The following is a 23,106-nucleotide window of genomic DNA, read 5'->3' as shown; positions in this document are numbered from 1 at the left end:
GGGAGTACGGAGAGATGGCCAACGCGATCGACCAGACGCGCCGGATGCTGTCCCTGGTGACGTATCTGCGCGAGCGCCCCGGCGCCCGGGTGAGCGACGTCGCCCGGGCGTTCGGGGTCACCGAGGCCGAGCTGATCGGCGACCTGAACGTGCTGCCGCTGTGCGGCACGAGCTTCAGGGGCGGCGACCTGCTCGACATCGACACCGACGGCGAGCGGATCTGGTGGCACAACGTGGACGACGTCGCGCAGCCGCTGCGGCTGGCCGCCGACGAGGCCGCCGCGCTGCTGGTCGCCGCCCGTGCCGTCGCCAACCTGCCCGGGCTGCGGGAGAGCGACCGGCAGGCCCTGCTGCGCGCCACCGCCAAGATCGAGGGCGCGGCCGGCGAGGCCGCCGGCGCGTCCTCCCGGCTGTCGGTCACCTTCGAGTCCGAGGGCAGCGTCTTCGCCGACGTCGACCGCGCCATCGCCGAACGGCGCCGGCTGTGGATCCGCTACTACTCGCCGTCCCGGGACGAGCTCACCGAGCGCGAGGTCGACCCGATCCGGCTGTTCGCGGTCGGCCACACCTACTTCGAGGGCTGGTGCTACCTGTCGGAGGACCGGCGCACCTTCCGGCTGGACCGGGTCGCCGAGATCCGGCTGCTGGACACGCCCAGCGACCCGCCGCGCGTCGAGCCGCGCGACCTGTCCCAGGGGTTGGTGCAGCCGGCCGGCGACGACCCGGAGGTCGTGATCGAGGTCGGCCCCGGCGGCCGCTGGGTCGCCGAGTACTACCCGCACGACCTCGCCGAGGAACTCCCCGACGGCGGCCTGCGGGTCACCCTGCGCACCCCCGACCCGGGCTCGCTGCGCCGTCTCGCGCTGCGCCTCGGCCGCGACGGGCGGATCGTCTCCCCGGCCGGACTCGCCGGCAGCGCCCGCGACGCGGCCGCCCAGGCCCTCGCGGCCTACGGCGAGTGAGGTGAGCGCCGGCATGGACGACCTCGACACCCTGGACACCCTCGGTACCGTCGGCGAACCCGGCACGACCCCGCCCGGGGTGATCTTCAGGGCCTCCTGCCCGGAGTGCCGGACCAGTTTCGAGCTGTCGGCCGACGCCCTGCGGCTGGCCATCGGCGGCAGCCACCGGACCACCTTCTACTCCTTCACCTGCCCCGACTGCGGCTCCTCCGTCCGCAAGCCGGCGGGCGACCGCATCGTGGAGCTCCTCACCGACGGCGGTGTCCGCACGATGCGGCTGCACATCGGCTGAGCCGCTACGCTCGGCTCCCATGTGGTGGCTCTACCTGTACGTCGGCCTCGCGACCGCCGGCCTGCTCGTGCTCGGTGTCCTCGGCTTGCGTGTGTACGCCGAGGTGCGCGGCCTCGCCCGTCAGGTGGGGCGCAGCAGCGACCGCCTGCGACAGGCCTCCGAGGACCTGCGGCGGGCCGCGGAGCCGCTGGCGCGCGGCGCCGGCGAACTGTCGCGCTGACGACGCCGTCCCGCCGGCCGTGCCCGGACGCCGGGTCGGTGCCGTCCGCGGCACCCTCGTCCTCCCCCCTCCAGGAAGGTACGCTGCTGAAGCGGCCCCGATAGAGCGCGGCGGGGGCGGCAACGGCAAGGACGCCGGGGGATTGCCAGGCGTTTACCCCCGCAGGTTACGATCGCTGGCAGAGCGGACACCGTGTCCACGGACCCGGAGCCCGCTGCTCAAGAACCCATGCCGCCTCGGTGAGAAGGTAAAGCTTATGTTCGGCAGGCTCGGCGCCCCTGAGATCATCCTCATCCTTGTCGTCGTTCTGCTGCTGTTCGGGGCCAAGCGCCTTCCGGACATGGCCCGCGGCCTTGGGAAGTCGATGCGCATCCTGAAGAGCGAGGCGAAGGCGATGAAGTCGGACGACGCGGCCGCCCCGCAGGCGCCGGCCGACGCGCCCGCCGACGCCCAGGCCGCACCGAAGACCATCCAGGCCGCGCCCGGTGACGTCGCCAGCGCCCGCCCGGTCTCCGAGACCCAGCAGCCCAGCCAGACGCAGAGCTGACACGACGACACAGGTACGGGCCGCCGGCGGGGACGCCGGCCACCGCGTGAGATGAGGACCTGGGTTGCTCAAGTCTGCCCGCAGTAAGCCGACGAAGGACCCCGAGGGGCGCATGCCCCTGGTGGAGCACCTGCGTGAGCTGCGCAACCGGCTCGCCAAGAGTGTGCTCGCGATCGTCGTCGTGGCGATCGTGGCCGCCTTCTACAGCCAGCAACTCCTGGAGTTCCTGGCCTCTCCGGTACCCAAGTGCGGCCCCGGGGTCGTCAGCAGCGGCGGCAACTGCGCCATCGTCACGTTCGATTCGCTGACGGCGCCGTTCGCGCTCACGATGCAGGTCTGCTTCATGGCCGGCGTCATCGGCGCCAGCCCGGTCTGGCTGTACCAGCTGTGGGCCTTCATCGCCCCCGGCCTGCACCGCAACGAGCGCAAGTACACGTACATGTTCGTGGGCGCGGCGCTCCCGCTCTTCCTGGGCGGTGCCTTCCTCGCGTACAAGATCATGCCGGTCAGCATCAAGGTGCTGATCAGCTTCACGCCCGAGGGCTCGTCCAACCTCCTGAAGCTCGACGGGGTGCTGGACTTCACCATCCGCATGGTGCTGGTCTTCGGCCTCGCCTTCGAACTGCCGCTGCTCCTGGTCATGCTCAACCTGGTCGGCATGGTCAGCGGCCGCCGCATGGCGGGCTGGTGGCGGGCCGTGGTCATGGGCGTCTTCGTCTTCGGCGCCGTCGCGACGCCGACCACCGACCCGGTCAGCATGATCGCGCTGTCCGGTCCGATCGTCGTCCTCTACTTCGGCGCGGTCGCCTTCAGCCTGGTCAACGACCGGCGTCGGCGCTGGCGCAACCCCGACGCGGAACTCTCCGACGACGAGGCCTCCGAGCTGGACCTCACCCCGGAGTCGATCGACACCGGCGAGCGCGTCACGGCCTCCGTGCCCGAGCAGGCCGGGCCCGTCGAGGACGGACGCCGCTCCGGCGACTTCGACGACGCGACCTGACGCCGTGTGACCCCCGACGGGGCCCCGCCCGGACCAGCCGGGCGGGGCCCCGTCGGCATGGCGCGCAGGAGGCCGTCAGCAGTGGTCGCCCTCGACGCGACGAAGGTCATGGGCCTGTTCCACGCCACCGTGTGGTCCCTGCCGCCGCGCCCACGACGGCGCACCCCTTGTTGTTGAACAGCGCGTTGGCCGTGCCCGCGATGGTCGCCCGGTCTGCGACGCCCCCCCGATCCTCCCCGCCGGAACACGGCCCTCCGTAGGCCCCGAGGATGATCACGACCCCGCCGGAAGAAGGGGTGCCGGTGATCTCGACGGTTGGACTACCGCACGGTAGGGTCCGCGCGTGACCAGCGAGATCACCCTCATCGCCAACCCCACCGCGGGTCGTGGACGGGGCGCCCGCGCCGCCGGACCGGCCGCGGACGCACTGCGCCGCGCGGGCTTCGGCGTGCGCACCGTCGTCGGCACCGACGCGGCCGACGCCCTGGCGCGGGCCCGCGAGGCCGTCGCGGACGGCACGGACGCGCTGGTCGCGGTCGGCGGCGACGGCATGGTGTCGCTGGCCCTGCAGGCCGTGGCCGGGACCGGCACGCCGCTCGGCGTCGTCGCCGTCGGCACGGGCAACGACTTCGCGCGGGCGACCGGACTGCCGATACGCGAGCCCGCCGCGGCCGGGGAGGCCATCGCGCGGGCGCTGAAGGAGGAGACCGTCCGCGAGATCGACCTCGGCCGCGCCGGCGAACGGTGGTTCGGCACGGTCCTCGCCTCCGGCTTCGACTCCCGGGTCAACGACCGCGGCAACCGGCTGCGCTGGCCCAGCGGGCGGCTGCGCTACGACGTGGCGATGCTGGCGGAACTGGCCGCGCTGCGCCCGATCCCGTACCGGATCACCCTCGACGACGGCGCCGAGACGGAGATCGAGGCGACCCTCGTGGCCGTCGGCAACGGCACCTCGTACGGCGGCGGCATGCGGATCTGCGCCGGAGCCGAACTCGACGACGGGCGCTTCGACGTGTGCGTGGTCGGGCCGTGCAGCCGCAGCACGCTGCTGCGCGTCTTCCCGAGGGTCTACCGCGGCACCCACCTCGGCCACCCGGTGGTGACGGTGCACCGCGCGGCCGCGGTCACCCTCGCCGCCGACGGCATCACCGGCTACGCCGACGGTGAGCCACTGGGCCCCCTGCCCCTGACCGCGCGCACCGTACCGCGGGCGCTGCGCCTGCTGGCGCCGCGGTAGCGCGGTGCCGAGCCGCGGGGGCGAGGATTGCCGGGCCGCGCCCGGCGGGCACGTCCAGCCGCAGCCGGCCGCCCGGCCCGGCGTGCACCGCTCCGGCGGGCCCGGAAGACCCCGGGCGGCCGCACCCCCGCCACCGGCCGCGCCGACCGGAGTCCCTCACCGCGTCCCCCTGCCCCGGCGCCCATTCGGCGGCGGGGGACCCCGGCCGCCGCCGCACAGGCCGGCGTCCCGTCACCTCACGTACGTCGGCGATCGTGTGCTGGCCGTCCCCGGACGCGGCCACGGCATCCGCCACCCCTGGCGGCCGAAGCGCCGGACGTCCGGGGGAGCCGTGGGCGAGGGCGTCGTGGGCTCAGGCGGCGGGGGCGGAGCGGAGGGTGTCGACGGCGAGGGTGAGGTCGACGAGCTCGCGGGGGTGGGTGAGGCGGCGGCCGGTGAGCAGTTCCAGGCGGCGCAGGCGGTTGAGGACCGTGTTGCGGTGGCAGTCCATGCGCTCGGCGGCGGCGCGGGGGGAGCCGTCGCACTCCATCCACGTGGCGAAGGTGCCCAGCAGGGACTCGCGTTCCTCGTCGGCGAGCCCCCGCAGCGGGCCGAGGACACGCTCGGCCAGCTCGCCCGCGAGCCGGCGGTCCGAGGCGGCCACGACCGTCGGCATCCGCTCCTCCCACAGCGCCACCTCGCCGTCGGAGGCGCACGTGGGCAGCGCCAGTTCGGCGAGCGTCAGGGCCCGGTGCAGCTGGGCCAGGCCGTGGACGACCGGGCTGACCCCCGCCCGCAGCCCGGGGACGGCGCCCAGGAGCGCGGCGAGCGCCCCGGGGGACCGGTCGCCCAGCAGGACGACCAGGACCTCGCCCGTGCCGCGGGGTGCCCGCAGTACCCGGCTGCCGGCGCCCACCGGGAAGGCGTCGTCGCCGGGCGTGCCGGAGGCCGAGGCCCGCACGCTGGTCACCGCGACCACGAAACGGCCGTCGCCCGGTACGCCCAGGGCCTGGGCGGCGGCGCCCACGCCGAGGCTCTCGGTGCGTCCTTCGAGCAGGGCGCCCAGCACGCGGGCGGCCCGCCTGCTGCCGCCGGCCCCGCCGTCGCCCAGCGTCTCGCGGTAAGCGTCGGCCAGGATCGCGGTCGTGCGCCGGCGGAACCCCCACATCCGCGGGGCGATGTGCACCATGAGCGGGATGTCGCCGGGATGGTGCGCGGCGACGGTGTCGACGAGGTCCTGCCACACGACCGCGCCGCCCACCCCGAAGACGTGCGCCAGCAGCTCCAGCGGCATGCCCCGCTCGGCCTGGCGGCGGCCGGCCTCCCGCATGTGCCGGGACGCGTCCGCGTCGCGCTCCGGGTCGACGAGCCGGTCCAGGTGCATGGTGATCATCGTCGCGAAGCCGTCGAGGGAGCAGTCGGGGTCGTCGGCGTGGTCCACGAAGCCGGGGACCTCGGTGTGCAGCCGGGCCATGACCCGCTCCGACAGCTCGCCGGTCCGCTCCTTCATCCGCAGCGCCGCCGTCCGCAGCAGCTCCCGGGCCGCCTCGTCCTGCGCCTGCGGACGCGCCGTCACCGGGGCGCTCCGGGGCCGTGCGCCGCGGAGATCCGCTCGGCGTCCAGGGCGAGCGCCAGGTGCACCACGTCGCGCGGTCGCGCCACGGAGCGTCCGGTGAGCTCCTCCAGCCGCCGCAGCCGCCTGCGCACGGTGTTGGCGTGGCAGAACAGGGCGGTCGCGGCCTTCTCGACGGAACCGTCGGTGTCCAGCCACGCCCCCAGGGTCTCCAGGAGCACCGTGGCCTCCGTGGCCTCCACGTCCCGCAGCCCGCCCAGGACGCCGGCGGCGACCTCGCTCGCGACGTCCGGGCGGCGGGCGAGCAGCCCGGCCGGGTAGCGGCGGTCGAGGACGGCCACCTCGCCGTCCCGGGTGCAGGTGCGCAGCGCGAGTTCGGCGAGTTCCCTGGCGTGTCCGACCGCGCCCAGCCGGTCCACCTCCGGGCTCAGGCCCGCCCGCGTCCCGGTGGGCACCTCCAGCGCGGCCGCGAAGTCGCCGAGCGTCAGGTCGCCCAGGTCGGCCAGGAGCACCTCGCCGCCGACCGGGAACGCCCGGTGCACCCGCACCCCGGCGGGCACCCCGGCCCGCCGCCGTACGGGTGGAGGGGCCCCTGTCGAGCCGCGCATGACGGCGACCGCGAAGCGGCCGTGTTCGGGCAGGCCGAGGGCGTCCGCGGCCTCGGCGAGGCCCGGGGTGTCCAACCGCCCGGCGAGGAGCCCCTCCAGCGCCCTGCGGCCGCGCTGCCGGTGGAACGTCACCTCGCCGCGGGCCCGCAGGTAGGCGTCGGCCATCAGCCGGCTGTCCCGCTCGAACAGGTCCCAGACCTCCGCGGCGGCGCGGGCGATCAGCTGCGTCCCCTCAGGCCCCCGGCCCTCCCCGGCCCGGACCAGCGCCAGCCACAGCGCGTCACCGGCCGTACGGCAGGCGCCCATCATCGGCTCCAGGGGGAACCCCTGCCACGCCCGGCGTTCCCCCACCCACGACAGGTACGCGGCGGACACCGCGGAGCGCCCCGGGTCGGCGAGCGAGTCGAGGACGGCGGCGACCGAACCCTCGGTCTCCTCCAGCAGTCCGGACGGTGCCAGCGCGGGCTCCCGGTAGGCGGGGTGCCGGTCCCGGATCCGCTCGACGATGTCCGCCGCCACCGGTCCGACCTGCGCGCGCACCTGCAGCGCGGCGGCTCTCAGCATCTCGCGGTGCTCCCGCCCGGAGGCGCCCGCGATGCCCGCGGTGCACATCGGACGCGTCGTGGCGGGGGTGGCCATCCGATCTTCCTCTCGGCTCTGCGGGCGCGGAGCCCGGGTGGGCGGGCACCCGCACGGCATTCCTACCGGCTGGTAGTCCGGCCCCGGAAGACGGGTGACGCAAACGTGACCGACATCCGGACAGAACCCACACATCACCGAACACGCGGTCGTACGGGACGGCTCGGGCGGTGCCGCTGCACAGCCGGGCCCGGCCGCCGTTGGGAACCGCGACCAGAAACGCCCCCGACCCTCGCCGAACCGCCCGCCATCTCTTCCCATGGAGCTCCCGCATCACCGGCCCCGGACGGTGGCCCCCCGGCCGCGCCCGCGGCGGCCCCCCCGCGGCCCACCCCTCCAGGAGCAAGCACACCGTGACCCGGAAACAGCGCCTCAGGTCCACCGTCGTCCTCACCGCCGCCCTCACCTGCGTCCTCACGGCCTGCGGCGGGGACGAGGGCACCGCCGCGGTCGACGGTCCGGTCGACGCGAACGGCGTCAAGACGGGGCCCGGCATCACCGACTCCACCATCACCCTGGGCGTCCTCACCGACCTGTCCGGCCCGTACGGCCCGCTGGGCCGCTCGGTGCTGCAGGCGGAGAAGCTCTACGCCGACCAGGTCAACGCCGAAGGCGGCGTGTGCGGCCGCAAGCTCAAGCTGCTCGTCCGTGACCACGGCTACGACGTCGACACGGCCGTCGTCCACTACGGCGAGATGGAGCCGAAGATCGCCGCGATGCCGGGCCTGCTCGGTTCGACGATCATCAACGCCCTGCTCGACAGCATCGAGGTCGACGACGTCATGACGACGTCCCTCGGCTACTCCTCGGCCCTGCTCGGCCAGCCCACCCTGACGACCATCAACGCCACCTACGACGTCGACATGATCAACGGCTTCGAGTACCTGGCGGACACCCAGGGCCTCGGGCCGGGCGACCGGGTCGGCTACATCTACCTCGAGGGCGACTACGGGAGCAACGCGCGGCGCGGGGCCAGGTTCGTCGCCGACAAGCGCGGCATGACCCTCGTCGAGAAGAAGGTCGGGCCGGCGCGCAAGGACCTGTCCGAGGAGGTGCGGGAGCTCGGCGAGGCCGGGGTGAAGGCCGTCCTGATCAGCACCAGCCCCGCGCAGACCGCCGCGGCGGTCGGTGCCGCCGCCGCGGGCGGGCTCGACGTGCCGTTCCTCGGCAGCGCCGTCGGCTACGACCCGCAGCTGCTGAAGACCCCGGCGGCGCCGGCGCTGCTGAAGATGCTGCAGCTCGTCGCCCCCACCCCGGCGATGACCAGCGACACCCCCGAGGTCAGGAAGCTCGTCGCGGACTACAAGCGCCGCTACCCGGGGGACCCGCTGAACCAGGGGCTGGAGACCGGGCACAACACGATGGCCGTCGCCGTCCAGGACCTGAAGTCGGCCTGCGAGGCGGAGGACCTGAGCAGGGAGGGCATCATCGCGGCGCACCGCCGGCTCAAGGGGTTCGACCCCGGGCTGGGCCCGGCCCTGGACTTCTCCGACCCGTGGCGGCCCAGCGCCACCCGGAGCTACATCGTCAAGCCGGACCAGGGCGTGCCCGGCGGTCTGGCCGGGGTGAAGGACGCCTTCAAGGTCCCGCTGGTGGAGCAGTACCTCACCACCATCTGAGCTTCCCGGGCGCGGGGCGCGGAGGTGGGGCGGGCGCGACACGCCCGGCCTCCGCGCCCCGGGTTTTGCTTCGGCAAAAAGATCATGTCGGCTGTCAGTGCGGCCCGGTAGTCTCGTTTTCAAGATGAACGAAGAGATGTCTCCCGCCGAGCGGTACGCCGCTTCCCGGCTCCGCGCCGCCGAGCAGGCCACCGCACTCGCGGGCTTCCGCGAGCTGTACGAGTTCGGCCTGGACCCCTTCCAGATCGAGGCCTGTCAGGCCCTCGAGGCCGGCAAGGGCGTGCTGGTGGCGGCACCCACCGGCTCCGGCAAGACCATCGTGGGCGAGTTCGCGGTCCACCTGGCCCTCCGCGAGGGCCGCAAGTGCTTCTACACCACCCCCATCAAGGCGCTGTCGAACCAGAAGTTCACCGACCTCGTCAAGCGCTACGGCGCCGAGCGGGTCGGCCTGCTGACCGGCGACAACAGCGTCAACGGGGACGCGCCGATCGTGGTCATGACCACCGAGGTGCTCCGCAACATGCTGTACGCGGGCTCCCAGGCCCTCGACGGCCTCGGCTACGTGGTCATGGACGAGGTGCACTACCTCTCCGACCGCTTCCGCGGCGCGGTCTGGGAGGAGGTCATCATCCACCTCCCGCAGTCCGTGACCCTGGTGTCGCTCTCCGCGACCGTCTCCAACGCCGAGGAGTTCGGCGACTGGCTGGACACCGTCCGCGGCGACACGCAGGTCATCGTCTCCGAACACCGCCCGGTGCCGCTGTGGCAGCACGTCCTGGCGGGCCGCCGGATGTACGACCTGTTCGAGGAGGAGCAGGGCTCCGGCACGGGCGGGCAGCGCGCCGCCGTCAACCCCGACCTGGTGCGGCTGGCCCGCACGGAGAACCAGCGCGCCTTCAACGGCCGCGACCGGCGCGGCGGCAGGATGCGCGAGGCCGACCGCGAGCGCGAGCGGCGTCAGCAGCGCAGGATCTGGACGCCCAGCCGGGTCGAGGTCATCGAGCGGCTGGACGCGGAGGGGCTGCTCCCCGCGATCACGTTCATCTTCAGCCGCGCCGGCTGCGAGTCGGCGGTGCAGCAGTGCCTGCACGCGGGCCTGCGGCTCAACAACGAGGAGAACCGGGCGAAGGTCCGGGCCATCGTCGAGGAGCGCACCAAGTCCATCCCCGACGAGGACCTGAACGTCCTCGGCTACTTCGAGTGGCTGGAGGGCCTGGAGCGCGGCATCGCCGCGCACCACGCCGGCATGCTGCCGACCTTCAAGGAGGTCGTCGAGGAGCTCTTTGTGAAGGGCCTGGTCAAGGCCGTCTTCGCCACCGAGACGCTGGCGCTGGGCATCAACATGCCCGCGCGCTCCGTGGTCCTGGAGAAGCTCGTCAAGTGGAACGGCGAGACCCACGCCGACGTCACCCCCGGCGAGTACACGCAGCTCACCGGCCGTGCCGGACGCCGTGGCATCGACGTCGAGGGCCACGCGGTCGTGCTGTGGCAGCGCGCCTTCGACCCCGTCCACCTGGCGGGTCTGGCCGGTACGCGCACCTATCCGCTGCGCTCCTCCTTCAAGCCCTCGTACAACATGGCCGTCAACCTCGTCGGCCAGTTCGGGCGGCACCGCTCCCGTGAGCTGCTGGAGACCTCGTTCGCGCAGTTCCAGGCCGACCGCTCGGTGGTCGGCATCTCCCGCCAGGTGCAGCGCAACGAGGAGGGCCTGGAGGGCTACCGGTCCTCCATGACCTGCCACCTCGGTGACTTCAACGAGTACATGTCGCTGCGCCGGCAGCTGAAGGACCGCGAGGCCGAGCTGTCCCGGCAGGGCGCGAACCAGCGCCGGGTGGCCGTGGCGGACGCGCTGGAGAAGCTCCGGCCGGGCGACATCATCCACGTCCCCGCCGGCAAGTTCGCGGGGCTGGCCCTGGTCCTCGACCCGGGCGTGCCCGCCGGCCGCAGCCCCGGCCACCACAACCGGCACGACCCGTTCCAGCACGACGGCCCCCGCCCGCTGGTGCTCACCGCGGAGCGGCAGGTCAAGCGGCTCGCGCAGATCGACTTCCCGGTGCCGGTCGAGGCGCTGGACCGGATGCGCATCCCCAAGTCCTTCAACCCGCGCAGCCCCCAGTCCCGGCGCGACCTGGCCTCCGCCATGCGCTCCAAGGCCGGTACGGCCGGCATAGCGCCGCAACGGCAGCGCCGCCAGCGCTCGGCCGCCGCGGACGACAACGAGATCGCCCGGCTGCGGACCGAGATCCGCGCGCACCCCTGCCACGGCTGCGACGAGCGCGAGGACCACGCCCGCTGGGCCGAGCGCTACCAGCGGCTCCAGCGCGACACCAAGCAGCTCGAGCGCCGTATCGAAGGCCGCACCAACACCATCGCCCGCACCTTCGACCGGATCTGCGCCCTGCTCACCGACCTCGGCTACCTCGAGGCCGACAAGGTCACCGCCGACGGCCGCCGGCTGGCCCGGCTCTACGGTGAGCTCGACCTCCTGGCCAGCGAGTGCCTCCGTGACGGGGTCTGGGACGGCCTCGGCCCCGCCGACCTCGCCGCCTGCGCCTCCGCGCTGGTCTACGAGTCCCGCTCCGCGGACGACGCCCTGCCGCCGCGGCTGCCCTCCGGCAGCGCCAAGCAGGCACTCGGCGAGATGGTCCGCATCTGGGGCCGCCTCGACGCCCTGGAGGAGGACCACCGCATCAACCAGGCCGAGGGCGTCGGGCAGCGCGAACCCGACCTCGGCTTCGCCTGGGCCGCCCACCGCTGGGCCTCCGGGCACGGCCTGGACGCGGTGCTGCGCGACGCCGACATGCCGGCGGGCGACTTCGTGCGCTGGACGAAGCAGCTCATCGACGTGCTCGGCCAGATCGCCGACGCCGCCCCCGAGGGCAGCCCGGTGCGGCGCAACGCCCGCAAGGCCGTCGACGGACTCCTGCGCGGCGTCGTGGCCTACTCCTCGGTGGGCTGAGCTGCCGCGGGGCTGCGCTACCGCGGGGCTGCGCTACCGCGGGGCCGGGCGGGCGGCCGCGAGGTACGCCCGCCAGCCGCCGTGCTCCGTGATGTCCCGGGCGCCCGTCAGCGCGGCCGGCTCGCACAGGAAGCCCGGGACGGCGGTACCGTCCGCGAGACGGACCGGGCCGAGGGCCATCGGGTGGGGGAGCGCGGCGAGGAGCCGGCCGAGGCCCTCGGCGGGGAGTTCCCACACCTCGCACTCCACGGTCGCGCCCTGGTCCGGTGGCACGCGCACCAGACCGGGCTTGGGCGGTGTGGTCGGCAGGGCGTACAGCCGGTACTCGGCGGCGGTCGTGGTCGCACGGAGCAACCGGGCGCCCAGGGCCCGCAGTTCGCCGTTGAGCGGCTGGCCCGACAGGTGGGCGCCGACGACCGTGAAGGGGACGGTGGGGCCCAGCAGGCCCGCGATGGCGCTCTGGCGCTCCTCGGTACGGGCGCGGCCCAGCAGCATCACCCCGAACGGCAGGACGCCGACCTCGCCGGCGGGCACCGCGACCCCGCACATGTCCAGGAGGTTGGCGGAGTTGGTGAACCGGCCCAGGCGGGCGTTGGCCCCTACCGGGTCGGCGGCGACCTCCGCGAGCGTGGGGTGCCCGGGGGCCGTCGGCAGAAGCAGCGCGTCGGCGTCGCCGAGTGCGTCCATGGCGCGGTCCGTGAGCGCGGCCAGCCGCTCACGGTCGGCGAGGAGGCGGTGCGCGGGGATGTCGCGGGCGGCGGTGATGATGCGCGCGACGGTCGGGTCCAGGTCCGGGCTCCCGGTGTGTTTGTCGATGAAGCCACCCACGGCGGTGTAGCGCTCCGCCACGAAGGCGCCCTCGTAGAGCAGCGCCGCAGCGGCGGAGAACGGCGTCAGGTCCACCGGGCGCACCTCCACGCCCGCGGCCGCCAGGCGTCCTGCCGTCCAGGAAAAGGCCTCCGCCCACCCCGGGTCGAGCTCCCCGAGCTGCTCCAGGGGCGGCACCGCCACGCGCCACGGCCCCGGACGGCGGGCGGGCGGCGGCGCCTGCGGCACGTCGGCGACGACACCCAGCGCCCGCTGCGCCTCCGGGAGCGTGCGGGCGAACACCGTGACGCAGTCCAGGCTCGCGCAGGCGGGCACCACGCCCTCCGTCGGCACCAGCCCCCGGGTCGGCTTGATCCCCACGATCCCGTTGAACGCGGCGGGCACCCGCCCCGAACCTGCCGTGTCCGTGCCGAGGGCGACGTCCACGATCCCGAGCGCCACGGCGACCGCCGAGCCCGCACTCGAACCGCCGCTGACCCGCGCCGGGTCGTACGCGTTGCGCACCGCCCCGTACGGGCTCCTGGTACCGACCAGGCCCGTCGCGAACTGGTCCAGGTTGGTCGTCCCCAGCACCACCGCACCGGCGGCGCGCAGCCGGGCCACGGCGGGCGCGTCGGCGTCCGGCAGGTACGCGTACGCGGGGCAGCCGGCGGTCGTGGGCAGCCCCGCGACGTCGATGTTCCCCTTGACGGCGACCACGGTCCCGGCCAGCGGCAGCGGGTCCGCGGCGTCCAGGGCGGCGGCCTCGGCCTCCACGTCGGCCTGCGGCCGCAGCGTGATCCACACCTCGGGGCGGTCCACTTCGCGGATGCGCGCGTACGCGGCCCGGACCCGGTCGAGGGCGGGGGTGCCGGAGGGGGGCGGAGTGGGCATGTCGGGTTCTCCTTCACGGGTGTCTTCCCGCCCGGTCACCCCCTACCCGGGACGGCGCCGCGATCACGGCACCGGCGCCGATCAGGGCGTGGGTGTGGCGCCCCGGGTGAGGCGGGTGAGGCGGGTGCGGTCGGTCGGATGGCGGCCGGTGGTGTCCGGCCGGCCCGGGCGGGTGTCCCGGTCGCGGGCACCGGCGGCGACCGGTGGGGCGGGCGGGACGCCCAGGCGTCGAGGGTCGGAGGCAGGTGCAGCAGGGGCGGGCTACACGGGGCGCAGCGTGAGCAGCACCGTGCCGGCGTCGACCTGGTCCCCCGGGGTGACCAGGACCGCGTCCACGACGCCGTCCACGGGGGCTTCGACCGGGGACTCCATCTTCATGGCCTCCAGCGCCAGCAGCCGCTGCCCGGCCCGTACCCGGTCACCCGGACGGACCGCGACCTGCCACACCGACGCCGGGAACTCCGCCTCGACCGCGCTGCCGCCCTCGGGCACCGTGACGCCCGCCGTGGCCGCGCCCGCCGCCGGGGACGCGGCCGCCTCCGCACGGGCGAACTCCCCGGCCGCCTCCCACGCGTCCCGCTCGGCGGCGAACGCGGCCGCCTGCCGGGCCCGGAAGGCGCCGATGGACGCGGCGTTGGCGTCGAGGAAGGCCTGGTGCTCGGCGAGGGCGAACTCGCCCTCCTCGACCCGCAGTTCCAGGCGCCCAGCGGCCATGTCGGCCCGCATCTCCAGCAGTTCGCCGGCCTCGACCGGGAACCACCTGATCCGGTCGAAGAACCGCAGCAGCCACGGCCGCCGCCCGGCCGTCGCGCCCCGCCCCCAGACCTGGACGGTGCGGCCCACGAACTGGTAGCCGCCGGGCCCCTCCATGCCGTACACGCACAGGTAGGCGCCGCCGATGCCGACGGAGTTCTCGGCGGTCCAGGTCCGCGCCGGGTTGTACTTCGTGGTCACCAGCCGGTGCCGTGGGTCGAGCGGGGTCGCGACGGGCGCGCCCAGGTAGACGTCACCGAGCCCCAGCACCAGGTACTCCGCGTCGAAGACGGTGCGCCGTACGTCCTCCACCGACTCCAGCCCGTTGACACGGCGGATGAACTCGATGTTCCAGGGGCACCAGGGCGCGTCGTCCCGCACCCCCGCCATGTAGCGGGCGACGGCCTCGCGCGTGGCGGGGTCGTCCCAGGACAGCGGCAGGTGGACGGTGCGGCTGGGCACCACCAGCCGCTCGGCGGGCGGCAGGTGCCCCTCCGCCTCGCGCACGCAGTCCAGCAGCTTGGCCGTGGACAGCACGTCCGGGTCGACGTGCACCTGGAGCGAGCGGATGCCCGGCGTGAGGTCGACGACCCCCGGCAGTCCGGCGGCGGCCAGGTGCTCCGCGAGGGCGTGGACGCGCATCCGCAGGGCGAGGTCGAGCTGCATCGGCCCGTACTCGACGAGCAGGTTGTCGTCGCCGCTGCGCCGGTAGGTCACCGACGGGCGGCCCTCGCCCTCCGGAAGGCGCCCGAGGACGCCGCCGTCGCCGAGCACGGGTCGCGAGGCGCGCGGCACGACGGCGGGGGAGCGCCGCAGGGCGGCCGCCGTGTCCTCGGTGACCGGCACGAACCGCACGGTGTCGCCGGGACGGAGCTGCCCCAGCTTCCAGCGCTGCCCGGTGACGACGGTCGCCGGGCACACGAAGCCGCCCAGCGAGGGCCCGTCGGGGCCGAGCAGCACGGGCATGTCGCCGGTGTAGTCGACGGCGCCGACCGCGTACGGGGTGTCGTGGATGTTGGAGGGGTGCAGCCCCGCCTCACCGCCGTCGGCGCGGGCCCAGCGCGGTTTGGGCCCGACCAGGCGGACGCCCGTGCGCGCGGAGTTGAAGTGCACCTTCCACTGCGCCGCGTAGAAGTCGCGGACGTCGTCCTCGGTGAAGAACTCGGGCGCGGCGTGCGGTCCTTCGACGGCGGCGACGTGCCACGCGGCGGTGAAGTCCGGTCGCCGGTCCACGGGCACGGGGGTGCCGCCGCAGGGCCCGCCCCCGTGGAGCACGTCCCCGGAGCGCAGCGCCCGGCCGCCGTGGCCGCCGAACCGCCCCAGGGTGAAGGTTGCCGCGCTGCCCAGGTACGCGGGGACGTCGAGCCCGCCGTCGCCGAACAGCACGTACGTCCGCAGCCCCGGGCCCTGCGGTGCCGGTACGTCCAGCTCGCCGCCGGCCGGTACGGTGACCGGCTCCCACTGCGGCACCGGCCTGCCGTCCACGGACACGGCGACGGGCGCGCCGGTGACGCAGACGGTCGTCGGGTGCGTGAAGCGCAGCCGCGGGCCGAGCAGGGTGCACTCCAGGCCGGGGGCGCCCTCGTCGTTGCCCAGCGCCTCGTTGCCGAGCCGGAAGGACAGGTCGTCCATGGGCCCGCAGGGCGGCACGCCGACGTGCCAGAGCCCGGTGCGGCCGGGCCAGTCCTGGACGGTGGTCAGCGTGCCCGGCCGCAGCACCTCGACGCGTGGCGTCGGGTCGGCGACGCCCTCCAGGGTCGCCGTGGTGTGCACGGCCGCGCGCAGCGCCGGCTCGGCGACGGCGGCGCGCAGCAGGCCGAGGTTGGTCTCGATGCCGCCCACCCGGGTCGCGGTGAGCGCACGGGCGAGCCGGTCGAGGGCGTCCTCGCGGTCGGTGCCGTGGGCGATGACCTTGGCCAGCATCGGGTCGTACGCGGTGGTCACCTCGGTTCCGGTCTCGACCCAGGCGTCCACGCGGACGCCCTCGGGGAACGCGACCTCGGTCAGCACGCCCGCGCCGGGCCGGTGCCCGCGGCTGGGGTCCTCGGCGTAGACGCGGGCCTCCACGGCGTGGCCGCGCGGCGGGCCCGGCTCCGTGACCACGCCGGTGTCGCCCTGCGCGAGGCGCAGCATCCACGCGACGAGGTCGACGCCGTACACCTCCTCCGTCACCGGGTGCTCCACCTGCAGGCGCGTGTTGACCTCCAGGAAGTACGCCTCGTCGCGGGCGGCGTCGTACACGTACTCCACCGTCCCCGCCGAGCGGTAGCCGACGGAGGCGCACAGGTCGCGGGCGCTGCCGGCGAGGCGGCGGCGCACGGCGACCGGCAGACCGGGGGCGGGGGCCTCCTCCAGGACCTTCTGGTTGCGGCGCTGCAGGGAGCAGTCGCGGTCGCCGAAGTCGACGACGCGGCCGCGCCCGTCGCCGAAGACCTGCACCTCGACGTGGCGGGCCCGCTCCACCAGGCGTTCCAGGAACACGCCCGCGGAGGAGAAGGAGGCCGCGGCCACGCGCCGCACGCTCTCCCAGGCCTCGGTCAGCTCGGTGGCGGAGCGGCAGGCCCGCATGCCGATGCCGCCGCCTCCGCCGGTGGCCTTGAGCATCACCGGGTAGCCGAGGGCCCGCGCCGCCTCCAGGGCGGCGTCGAGGTCCGCCAGCAGCCCGGTGCCCGGCAGCAGGGGCACCCCGGCGGCCTCGGCGGCGGCGCGCGCGGTGTGCTTGGTGCCGAAGAGCGCCAGCTGCTCCGGCGTCGGCCCGACGAAGACCAGGCCGGCGGCCTCGCAGCGGCGCGCGAAGTCCGCGTCCTCGGAGAGGAACCCGTAGCCGGGGTGGACCGCCCCCGCCCCGGTGGCGCGGGCGGCGGCCAGGACGGCGTCGGCGTCCAGGTAGCTGGCCTTGGCCGGGGCCGGGCCGAGCCGTACGGCGTGGTCGGCGAGGCGCACGTGCGGGGCGGAGCGGTCGGGGTCGGAGAAGACGGCGACCGTGCGCAGGCCCATGCGCCGGGCGGTGCGGATGACGCGGACGGCGATCTCGCCGCGGTTGGCGACGAGGAGGGTGTCGAAGGCGGCGTGGCTCACGGCGTGGGTCATGCGCGGCCGCCGGAGACCGTCATCTCGACCGGGGTCGGGTCGAAGCCGTTGCAGGGGTTGTTGACCTGAGGGCAGTTGGAGACCAGGACGAGGACGTCGGTCTCGGCCCGCAGCACGATCCGGAGCCCTGGGGCGGAGATGCCGTCGACGATGCCGAGGGTGCCGTCGGGCTCGACGGGCACGTTCATGTACCAGTTGACGTTGCCCACCAGGTCGCGCTTGCCGAGGCCGTACCTGGCGCCCTCGGCGAGGAAGTTCTCCACGCAGGCGTGCTGCGACCAGGTGTGGTGGCCGTAGCGCAGGGTGTTGGACTCTTTGGAGCAGGCGCCGCCGATGGTGTCGTGGCGGCCGCAGGTGTCCTCCACGACGGTCATCAGCGGGGTGTGCTCGTTGGAGAGCAGCACGCTGCCGGTGGTCAGGAAGATGCCGCCCTGGGCCTGGAGGGTGTCCGGCGCGCTGTAGCGGACGGCCGTGTCGTGGGCGTCGTACACCAGGAAGTCCACGGCCTGGTTGCCGCCGAGGTCGGTGACGGTCAGGTGCTCCCCGGCGCGGACCACCGCGGACCAGGGCGCGCGGGCGGGGACGACGGTGGTCTCGCTCGTCACTGCAGCCCCCTGGCGGCGAGGTGGTCGGCGGTGTTGAGGAAGGCGCGGCGGCCCTCGGGAGTGGCGTCCCACAACGGGTCCCCGGGCGCGGTCGGCGTAGCGCGCCAGGCCAGCACCTCCAGGGGCGTGCAGACGTACTCCGGCCGCGGGTCCAGCGGGTGCGGCACGTTCGCGATCAGCACGGTCAGCGGCTGCTCGGCCCGCAGGGTGACGGACGCGCCGGGGCCCGCGGAGCCGGTGAACTCCAGCTTCCCGTCGGCGACGACGCGGACGCCCTGGAAGAAGGAGACCGACGGCGGCAGGTCGCGCGGCTCCAGGCCGTTCTTCAGCGCGGCCAGCTTCAGCAGCTCGCGGCCCGCGGGGGAGGGGCCGTGCGTCGAACCGTCCCCGTACAGCGCGGTGTTGCGGATGGCGGTCGAGGTGCCGCAGAGCGCGTCGTGGCGGCCGCCGGTGTCGGCCACGACCGAGGCGAGCACCCGGCCCTGGTCGGACAGGAGCAGGTGGCCCGCACCGAGGTAGGCGTTCCACAGCACCTTCACGGTGTCGGCGGTGTTGAGCCGCTCCCAGGGACGGTCGGCGACGTACAGCAGCAGGTGGGCGCAGGCGTCGCCCGTCAGGTCGGTGAGCCGCAGTTCGGTGCCGCGGGCCAGCACCTTGTGCGTGTAGGTGCCCCCCGCGACGGTCTCCGCCCAGACCAGGTCGCGCGGCTCGACACCGGGCGGCGGCCGCTCCGGCCAGTGCGCGGCGGGCAGCACGGGCATGGCGTCCACCCGCGTCCCCTCCTGCGCGCGGGCGTGGTCACGGGCTCCGTGAGGCGTCCCTGTCGACACGGCGATCCACCTCCAATTTCTGTCGTCCGACAGAAATTACGTGGCGGTGGATTCGGCGCCGTTGCCCGTGCGTTTCCCGGTGGTTACCGGGTGCTCACGCCCGCGCGGCGCGTGATCCCGGTGGCGCCGGACCGGAGCCCGGTGCGCCGGGGCGTCGCCCGGACGCCGGGCGGCACCCGTCACTTCGGGGCTCGCCGCGGGGCCGATCGGCTGTGCGAGGATCGAGGCGTGAGCACCACGGGACGGCGTGTCGGGCGGCCGCGCGCGCAGACGCGGCCGGACAGCGGCCTGACCGCCCGCGAGGAACTCCTCGCCGCCGCGGCCGAACTGTTCAGCACGCAGGGCTACGCGGCCACCACGACCCGCGCCGTCGCCGAGCGCGCCGGGATGCGGCAGGCCTCGATGTACCACTACTTCAGCGGCAAGGAGGACCTCCTCGCCGCGCTCCTGGAGGGCACCGTCCGCCCGTCCCTGGACCTCGCGCACTCGCTCGTCGCCCGCACGGACGCCCCTGCCGAGGCCCGGCTGTGGGCGCTGTGCCGGGCGGACGTCGCCCTGTTGTGCGGGGGGCCGCACAACCTCGGCGCGCTCTACCTGCTCCCCGAGGTCCGTGCCGAGCGCTTCGCCGGTTTCCGCGCCGTCCGGGACGAGTTGAAGGCCGTCTACGCCGCCCTGCTGGCCGCGACGGTGCCGGGCGCCGCGCTCGGCGCCGCCGATCTCGCGGTCCGCGCCGACCTCGTCTTCGGCCTCATCGAGGGCGTCATCCTCATCAGGCGAGACAACCCGATCCCCGACGGGCCGGCCTTCGCCTCCGCGACCGCCGACGCGGCGCTGCGCGTCGCCGGCTGCCCGGACGGCGGCCTGGCCGCCCTGCACCGCGAGGGCGAGGCCCTGCTGGCGGTGTGACGCGGCCCCTGCAGGTCAGTCCCCGGTCAGCCGGGCCGCCAGGGCGATCAGGTCGGCGACGCGCAGGACGCGGCCGGGCCAGCCCGGTACCGGCACGTGCAGGTGGGCCGTCCAGCGCTCGGGTACGGCCGCGAGGCCGTACACCGCGCCGGCGAGGGTCCCCGTGACGGCGGCGACGGTGTCGGTGTCGCCGCCCAGGTCGACCGCGGCGCGCAGCGCGGCCTCGAAGCCGCCGGTGGTCCGCACGGCCCAGACCGCGGAGCCGAGGCACGGCCAGACGGCGCCGTTGAACTCCGTGGCCAGGCCGGGGTGCCAACCGGGCGCGAGGACGGCGGCCCACCGCTCGTGGAAGGGCTCGGGGACCTGTGCCAGCGCGTCGGCCACGACCGCGGCGGCGACCGGGTCGCCGCCGTCGAGGGCCACGCGTACCAGGTCGTGGAGGATCGCGCTGCCCTCCCAGGCGGCGCGGTCGCCGTGGGTGAGGGCGGCGATCCTGCGTGCGGCGTCGAGGGAGGCCGCGCGTCCGTGCCCGGCGAAGTGGACGGCGGCGGGGGCGGCCCGCATCAGGGCGCCGTTGCCCGCCGCCCGGTGATGCGTCTGGAAGTGCACCGCCGCGGCCAGGTCCCAGGGGTCGCCGGAGGTCAGGACGGCCTCGGTCTGCAGGCCGATGTCCTTGGGGTCGGCGGCCGCCCACCGTACGAACCGCGCGAAGACGTCGGGGAGGTCGAGCGTGCCCGACTCCAGCAGGGAATCGGCCACGAGCACCGCCATCTGCGTGTCGTCGGTGGCCTCACCGGGGTCCCAGCCGCCGCCTCCGCACATCTCGTCACCCGCGCCCGGTGCGGGGAAGCGGGCGCTGAAGGCGCCCGCCGGGCCGAACTCGAAGGGCGCGCCGAGCGCGTCGCCGACGGCCGATCCGACGATCGCGCCCGCAGCGCGCTCCTCACGGTGCGTCACTTGTCAGCGCCCGCGCGACTGCCATGCCTGGTGGTCCACGCCGACGGACGGCGCGCCGCGCCCGGTCGCCCTCCGCCACGCATGGCGGGCTCCGAGCCCGAGGCCGACGGGCAGGAGCACCGTGATGGGCAGTGAGGGCATGACGACCGGGGCGTGATTGCCCTCGGCGACGGCGACGACGACGGCGACGACGATGCCGAGCGCGGCGAGGGCCAGGACTGCGGCGGTCCAGTGCGCAGATTTCACGGCTGTACCGTACGCGTCCGCCACGGCAGACGGGGCATCGGGTCGGCCGCGGACGTGCTTGGGGCCGCGAGCGCCCGGCGCCCGGCGCTCGGCGGGGGAGGCGCCTTGTCGGTTTGTCGACGAATAGTGAGCCGCCTCACCCCCACGCCCGACGGATGGTGACCATGGGCCGGTGAGCCGCAGACGGTCGAGCCGGGTTCGCCGTGAAGGCTGATCTCGGACGGCTGCCGGCCGAGGGTGCTTTCGCATGGCCGGTGGGACTGCTCCTGTCGGGGATGGCGCTGCTCGTGTCGGGCGCGATCCTCGCCGGACTGCTGGTGGCCGTCGCCGGCGTCGTGTGGCGTCTGCGGGAACGGGGCAGGGTGGAGGCCGCGAAGCGCGTGAACGAGGAGTGGCAGCGGAAGATGATCTGCCTCGTGTGCAAGAAGCCGTTCGTTCACGTGGCGTGGCCCGGGCGCGTGTTCACGTCCCCGGCAGCTGTTCCTGCTCGACGTCGAAGCGCCCGGTCCGCGGTGCCGCGCCGAGTCCGTGTTTGCGCCGGCAGCCGCGGCCCCGGCCCCACAGCCGGGCGTCGTGCGCGGTGAGGGGCCGGTGGCAGTCGGCGCAGAGGACGGTCGGGCGCTCCTGCGCCGGCTGCCCGTCGGGCGACAGGCCGGGAAGGGGTGACGGCTCGGGTGCGGGTACGGCCATACGGCCAGTGTGGCAGCGCCGACCCCCGGGCGCTGTCGGTGGCCGGTGCCACACCGGTGCCGCACGCCCCTCCCCGAGGTCGAGAGGGGGAGGGGCGTCGTGCCGCCGAACTGCCGTGGCTACCGGGTCGGTTCCGGGAGGGCCTCGGCGAGGCGGGCGTTCTCCGCCGAGCGCCCCGGACGCGCCCTCAGCAGCCGCCACGCGACCCCCGCACCCACGCTGCCCAGCAGGAACAGCACGGTGAACCACTGGAAGTACCAGTGGCCGCCGGCCGGGTCGTAGACCGCCGCCCGCGGCCAGGCGAGGTTGACCGTCATGGCCAGCCCGTAGAGCAGGGCCAGCGCGTTGACGGGCAGGCCCCAGCGGCCGAGGGAGAACAGCGGGCGGCCCCGCTCGTCCGTCCCGCCGGCGCCGAAGCGCTCGCCGCGCAGCCGGCGCAGCAGCATCGGGCCGGTGACCATGGCGTAGGCCAGGTACAGCATGGCGATGCAGGTGGTGCCGATGGCCAGGAAGGCGTCCGGGGACAGGAGGTTGAGCAGGCAGAGCGCGGCCGCCGCGACACCGACGACGAGCGCGGGCGCGACGGGCATGCCGGTACGGGGCGAAACCCGGGACAGGCGGGCGGAGAACGGGAGGACGCCGTCGCGGGCCATGGAGAAGAGCATGCGGGTGCCGGCGGTCTGGATGGCCAGCGTGGCGACGGCGATGGCGACGGTGACGTCGGCGAGCAGCGCCTTCCCGACGCCCGCGCCGAGGCTGCTGGTGAGGACGTAGCTCAGGCCCTCCGTCGCGAGCCGCCCGTCGGTGAGGCTGGGGGCGGCGAGCAGTCCGCCGAGGAGGAGCAGTCCGCCGAGGGCGCCGGCCGCGGCGAGGGCGGTGAGGATGGTGCGCGGGGCGGTGCGGCGCGGCGAGCGGGTCTCCTCGCTCATCTCGCCGGCGCTGTCGAAACCGATGAGGACGTACGCGGCGGTGAAGGAGCCGACGAGGAGCGCACCGACGGCGCCGCCCTGGCCGCCGGTGTGGAGGGTGACGCCGGGACCGCGTTCGGCGTGCGTGAACAGCAGGACGACGATGAGGCCCGCACCGATGATCTCCGCGGTGACGCCGACGCGGTTGACGGCCGACATGACCCGGTTGTCGAGCGTGTTGACCACGGTCGTGAGGGCCAGCAGCACCACGCCGAGCAGAGCCGCGTTGGCCGCCCCGGTCGCGGTGGTGGGCGCCGGATCGCCGCCGAGGACCTGGAAGCCCGGCCAGATCGCGGGCAGGACGACCTGCAGGGCGAGCGCGGCGGCCGCCACGACCACCACCTGGCCGATCACCATGATCCATCCGGCGAACCAGCCCCACGTCGGTGTGCTGAGCCGGGTCGACCACTGGTAGATCGCCCCGGACAGCGGGTAGCGGGCGGCGAGTTCGGCGAAGCAGGCGGCGACCAGCAGCTGCCCGGCGAGCACCGCGGGCCAGGTCCAGAAGAAGGCGGCACCGCCGGAGGAGAAGCCGAAGGCGAAGAACTGGAAGACCGTCGTCAGGACGGAGATGAAGGAGAAGCCCGCGGCGAAGGAGGCGTAGCGCCCCATGCTGCGGTGCAGTTCCTGGCGGTAGCCGAAGCCGGCGAGGGTGCCGTCGTCGGAGGCCGGCGGGGGCGGCGGGGGAGCGGAGGGCGCGGACGTTGCGGTGGTGGTCATGGCGG

19 protein-coding genes are annotated in these 23,106 nt (G+C 74.9%); 9 read left to right on the top strand and 10 right to left on the bottom strand.

What is annotated here, in order from left to right; all coding sequences use genetic code 11:
• Positions 1-14: 14 nt before the first annotated feature.
• The 6 genes from PV410_RS37570 (at position 15) to PV410_RS37545 (ending at position 4,258) form a co-directional block, all read left to right on the top strand.
• On the top strand, positions 15-962 hold the full coding sequence (locus tag PV410_RS37570) for a helix-turn-helix transcriptional regulator (protein WP_499510927.1): 948 nt from the start codon (positions 15-17) through the stop codon (positions 960-962).
• 13 nt (positions 963-975) lie between these two features.
• Positions 976-1,254, top strand: a complete 279-nt coding sequence (locus PV410_RS37565) for a hypothetical protein (protein WP_500330660.1) — start codon at positions 976-978, stop codon at positions 1,252-1,254.
• 19 nt (positions 1,255-1,273) lie between these two features.
• Positions 1,274-1,474 (top strand): hypothetical protein, encoded by a 201-nt coding sequence (locus PV410_RS37560; RefSeq protein WP_500330659.1) that lies wholly within the window; start codon positions 1,274-1,276, stop codon positions 1,472-1,474.
• A 256-nt stretch (positions 1,475-1,730) separates the two neighbouring features.
• Complete coding sequence (tatA, locus tag PV410_RS37555; protein ID WP_500330657.1) at positions 1,731-2,021, top strand: Sec-independent protein translocase subunit TatA; 291 nt, start codon at positions 1,731-1,733, stop codon at positions 2,019-2,021.
• 112 nt (positions 2,022-2,133) lie between these two features.
• The gene (gene tatC, locus PV410_RS37550; protein WP_500330655.1) at positions 2,134-3,021 is read left to right on the top strand and encodes a twin-arginine translocase subunit TatC; all 888 of its coding nucleotides are present in this window, start codon (positions 2,134-2,136) and stop codon (positions 3,019-3,021) included.
• Between the two features lie 343 nt (positions 3,022-3,364).
• Complete coding sequence (locus tag PV410_RS37545) at positions 3,365-4,258, top strand: diacylglycerol kinase (RefSeq protein WP_500330653.1); 894 nt, start codon at positions 3,365-3,367, stop codon at positions 4,256-4,258.
• A 352-nt stretch (positions 4,259-4,610) separates the two neighbouring features.
• On the opposite strand, the gene PV410_RS37540 is transcribed toward PV410_RS37545, so the two are convergent.
• Positions 4,611-5,813 (bottom strand): PucR family transcriptional regulator, encoded by a 1,203-nt coding sequence (locus PV410_RS37540; RefSeq protein WP_500330651.1) that lies wholly within the window; start codon positions 5,811-5,813, stop codon positions 4,611-4,613.
• Positions 5,810-7,057, bottom strand: a complete 1,248-nt coding sequence (locus PV410_RS37535; protein WP_500330649.1) for a PucR family transcriptional regulator — start codon at positions 7,055-7,057, stop codon at positions 5,810-5,812. The genes PV410_RS37540 and PV410_RS37535 overlap by 4 nt, the downstream gene beginning before the upstream one ends.
• A 353-nt stretch (positions 7,058-7,410) precedes the next feature.
• Here PV410_RS37535 and PV410_RS37530 point away from each other — a divergent pair, with 353 nt between their 5' ends.
• Both PV410_RS37530 and PV410_RS37525 read left to right on the top strand, forming a co-directional pair.
• Positions 7,411-8,676: an ABC transporter substrate-binding protein gene (locus PV410_RS37530; protein ID WP_500330647.1), complete on the top strand. Its 1,266-nt coding sequence runs from the start codon at positions 7,411-7,413 to the stop codon at positions 8,674-8,676.
• A gap of 124 nt (positions 8,677-8,800) precedes the next feature.
• Positions 8,801-11,635: a DEAD/DEAH box helicase gene (locus PV410_RS37525; protein ID WP_500330646.1), complete on the top strand. Its 2,835-nt coding sequence runs from the start codon at positions 8,801-8,803 to the stop codon at positions 11,633-11,635.
• A 33-nt stretch (positions 11,636-11,668) separates the two neighbouring features.
• Here PV410_RS37525 and PV410_RS37520 read toward each other — a convergent pair whose 3' ends face one another.
• The 4 genes from PV410_RS37520 to PV410_RS37505 form a co-directional block, all read right to left on the bottom strand.
• Positions 11,669-13,336: an allophanate hydrolase gene (locus tag PV410_RS37520; RefSeq protein WP_500330644.1), complete on the bottom strand. Its 1,668-nt coding sequence runs from the start codon at positions 13,334-13,336 to the stop codon at positions 11,669-11,671.
• A 261-nt stretch (positions 13,337-13,597) separates the two neighbouring features.
• Positions 13,598-17,179, bottom strand: coding sequence for an urea carboxylase (gene uca, locus PV410_RS37515; RefSeq protein WP_500330643.1), 3,582 nt, complete (start codon positions 17,177-17,179; stop codon positions 13,598-13,600).
• Positions 17,176-17,784, bottom strand: coding sequence for an urea amidolyase associated protein UAAP2 (locus PV410_RS37510; protein WP_500330641.1), 609 nt, complete (start codon positions 17,782-17,784; stop codon positions 17,176-17,178). Before PV410_RS37510 ends, uca begins: the two co-directional genes overlap by 4 nt.
• Positions 17,781-18,545, bottom strand: coding sequence for an urea amidolyase associated protein UAAP1 (locus PV410_RS37505; protein WP_500330692.1), 765 nt, complete (start codon positions 18,543-18,545; stop codon positions 17,781-17,783). The genes PV410_RS37510 and PV410_RS37505 overlap by 4 nt, the downstream gene beginning before the upstream one ends.
• A 297-nt stretch (positions 18,546-18,842) precedes the next feature.
• Here PV410_RS37505 and PV410_RS37500 point away from each other — a divergent pair, with 297 nt between their 5' ends.
• A complete protein-coding gene (locus PV410_RS37500; RefSeq protein WP_500330639.1) occupies positions 18,843-19,520 on the top strand; it encodes a TetR/AcrR family transcriptional regulator in 678 nt (225 codons plus the stop codon).
• Positions 19,521-19,535: 15 nt separating this feature from the next.
• On the opposite strand, the gene PV410_RS37495 is transcribed toward PV410_RS37500, so the two are convergent.
• From PV410_RS37495 to PV410_RS37480, 4 genes are all read right to left on the bottom strand, one after another.
• Positions 19,536-20,477, bottom strand: a complete 942-nt coding sequence (locus tag PV410_RS37495) for an ADP-ribosylglycohydrolase family protein (RefSeq protein WP_500330637.1) — start codon at positions 20,475-20,477, stop codon at positions 19,536-19,538.
• Positions 20,478-20,480: 3 nt separating this feature from the next.
• Positions 20,481-20,723, bottom strand: coding sequence for a hypothetical protein (locus PV410_RS37490; protein WP_500330635.1), 243 nt, complete (start codon positions 20,721-20,723; stop codon positions 20,481-20,483).
• Positions 20,724-21,185: 462 nt separating this feature from the next.
• Positions 21,186-21,413, bottom strand: a complete 228-nt coding sequence (locus tag PV410_RS37485) for a DUF6011 domain-containing protein (protein WP_500330634.1) — start codon at positions 21,411-21,413, stop codon at positions 21,186-21,188.
• A gap of 119 nt (positions 21,414-21,532) precedes the next feature.
• Positions 21,533-23,101, bottom strand: a complete 1,569-nt coding sequence (locus PV410_RS37480) for an amino acid permease (protein ID WP_500330633.1) — start codon at positions 23,099-23,101, stop codon at positions 21,533-21,535.
• Positions 23,102-23,106: the final 5 nt, after the last annotated feature.

Source organism: Streptomyces sp. PA03-5A, assembly GCF_033792725.1.
GTDB lineage: Bacteria > Actinomycetota > Actinomycetes > Streptomycetales > Streptomycetaceae > Actinacidiphila.
Note: the sequence above shows the minus strand (reverse complement) of the source record. Positions and strands in the feature narration are given on the sequence as shown.

Bases quoted from the DNA above. Each gene is read 5' to 3' on its own strand.
- uca (WP_500330643.1), bottom strand. From the start codon at position 17,179: ATGACCCACGCCGTGAGCCACGCCGCCTTCGACACCCTCCTCGTCGCC.
- PV410_RS37525 (WP_500330646.1), top strand. From the start codon at position 8,801: ATGAACGAAGAGATGTCTCCCGCCGAGCGGTACGCCGCTTCCCGGCTC.
- PV410_RS37485 (WP_500330634.1), bottom strand. From the start codon at position 21,413: ATGGCCGTACCCGCACCCGAGCCGTCACCCCTTCCCGGCCTGTCGCCC.
- PV410_RS37565 (WP_500330660.1), top strand. From the start codon at position 976: ATGGACGACCTCGACACCCTGGACACCCTCGGTACCGTCGGCGAACCC.
- PV410_RS37520 (WP_500330644.1), bottom strand. From the start codon at position 13,336: ATGCCCACTCCGCCCCCCTCCGGCACCCCCGCCCTCGACCGGGTCCGG.
- PV410_RS37480 (WP_500330633.1), bottom strand. From the start codon at position 23,101: ATGACCACCACCGCAACGTCCGCGCCCTCCGCTCCCCCGCCGCCCCCG.
- PV410_RS37570 (WP_499510927.1), top strand. From the start codon at position 15: ATGGCCAACGCGATCGACCAGACGCGCCGGATGCTGTCCCTGGTGACG.
- PV410_RS37535 (WP_500330649.1), bottom strand. From the start codon at position 7,057: ATGGCCACCCCCGCCACGACGCGTCCGATGTGCACCGCGGGCATCGCG.
- tatA (WP_500330657.1), top strand. From the start codon at position 1,731: ATGTTCGGCAGGCTCGGCGCCCCTGAGATCATCCTCATCCTTGTCGTC.
- PV410_RS37505 (WP_500330692.1), bottom strand. From the start codon at position 18,545: ATGCCCGTGCTGCCCGCCGCGCACTGGCCGGAGCGGCCGCCGCCCGGT.
- tatC (WP_500330655.1), top strand. From the start codon at position 2,134: ATGCCCCTGGTGGAGCACCTGCGTGAGCTGCGCAACCGGCTCGCCAAG.
- PV410_RS37560 (WP_500330659.1), top strand. From the start codon at position 1,274: ATGTGGTGGCTCTACCTGTACGTCGGCCTCGCGACCGCCGGCCTGCTC.